Origin of the sequence: Actinophytocola gossypii (assembly GCF_025165815.1) — a bacterium.
In the GTDB taxonomy this organism is placed as follows: Bacteria; Actinomycetota; Actinomycetes; order Mycobacteriales; family Pseudonocardiaceae; genus Actinophytocola; species Actinophytocola gossypii.
Window position 1 is genome coordinate 1 of record NZ_JAFFZE010000044.1, and the last position, 1,541, is coordinate 1,541.

The 1,541-nt window shown below is 70.3% G+C and carries 1 protein-coding gene and 1 pseudogene; both read right to left on the reverse strand.

Annotation, left to right across the window (positions count from 1 at the left end; genetic code table 11):
- A pseudogene (locus tag JT362_RS35270) lies at positions 1 to 205 on the reverse strand (2-oxoacid:ferredoxin oxidoreductase subunit beta); the annotation flags it as partial.
- On the reverse strand, positions 202 to 1,541 hold a 1,340-nt coding region (locus tag JT362_RS35275; protein WP_260196304.1), incomplete at its 5' end, for a 2-oxoacid:acceptor oxidoreductase subunit alpha. The pseudogene JT362_RS35270 and the gene JT362_RS35275, both read right to left, overlap by 4 nt.

Genomic DNA, 1,541 nt, shown 5'->3' on the forward strand with positions numbered 1-1,541 from the left:
CCGAGATGAACACGATGTTCTCCCGTTTCAGCCCCAACGAGGGCAGAAACGACTGCATAGCGTTCAACACCACATAGTCACCACACCCGGGACACCACCGCACCTCCTGATCGGACTTGAAGTCCTTGGCCTTCTGCGGCTCGTCGGTCGCGGGCACGCCGTCCAGGCCGCCCAGCGAGGGCAGCCCCAGGTCCACGGCGGTCATGCCGGAACTCCTTCCAGCTCGTTCAGGTGCTTGGTCAGCACGTGCTGCAGCTCCTCGGCCTTGAACGGCAGCCCGGCGACCTTGTTGTAGGGCATCGCGTCCACCAGGTACCGGGACCGCACCAGCATCGCCAGCTGCCCCAGGTTCATCTCCGGCACGACGACCTTGTCGTAGGACCGCAGCAGCTCACCCAGGTTCGCCGGGAACGGGTTCAGGTGCCGCAGGTGCGCCTGCGCGACCTTCTTGCCCTGCGCGCGCACCCGCCGGCACGCCGCGCCGATCGGCCCGAACGTCGAACCCCAGCCCAGCACGAGCAGCCGCGCGTCGCCGGTCGGGTCGTCCACGGTGACGTCCGGGACCGCGATCCGGTCGACCTTGGCCTGGCGGATCCTGGTCATCCGGTCGTGGTTGTCCGGGTCGTAGGAGATGTTGCCCTTGCCGTCGGCCTTCTCCAGCCCACCGATCCGGTGCTGCAGCCCGGGCGTGCCGGGGACCGCCCACTCCCGGGCGAGGGTCTCGGTGTCGCGGACGTACGGCCAGTGCTCGTCGCTCCCGTCGAGCGCGTTCGGCTCGGACGCGAACGTCACGCTCAGATCCGGCAGCTCGGACGCGTCCGGGATCAGCCACGGCTCCGACCCGTTCGCGATCGCCCCGTCGGACAGCAGCAGCACCGGCGTCCGGTACGTCAGCGCGATCCGGGTCGCCTCCAGCGCCGCGTCGAAGCAGTCGCCGGGGGACTGCGGCGCGATGATCGGCACCGGCGACTCACCGTTGCGGCCGAACATCGCCTGCAGCAGATCGGCCTGCTCGGTCTTCGTCGGCAGCCCGGTCGACGGCCCGCCGCGCTGCACGTCGATCACCAGCAGCGGCAGCTCCGACATCACCGCGAGCCCGATCGTCTCCGACTTCAGCGCGATGCCCGGCCCCGAGGTCGTGGTGACCCCGAGCGAGCCGCCGTAGGCCGCGCCGAGCGCCGCGCCGATGCCGGCGATCTCGTCCTCGGCCTGCATCGTCGTGATGCCGAAGTTCTTGTGCTTGGACAGCTCGTGCAGGATGTCCGACGCCGGCGTGATCGGGTAGCTGCCCAGCAGCATCGGCAGCCCGGACCGCTGGGTCGCGGCGACCAGCCCGTACGCGAGCGCCAGGTTCCCGGTGATCTGCCGGTAGGTGCCGGCCGGGAACTCCGCCGGCGGCACCTCGTAGGTCACCGCGAACGACTCGGTGGTCTCGCCGTAGTTCCAGCCCGCGCGGAAGGCCAGCACGTTGGCCTCGGCGATGTCCGGCTTGCGGGCGAACTTCTCCCGCAGGAACCGCTCGGTGCCCTCGGTCGGCCGGT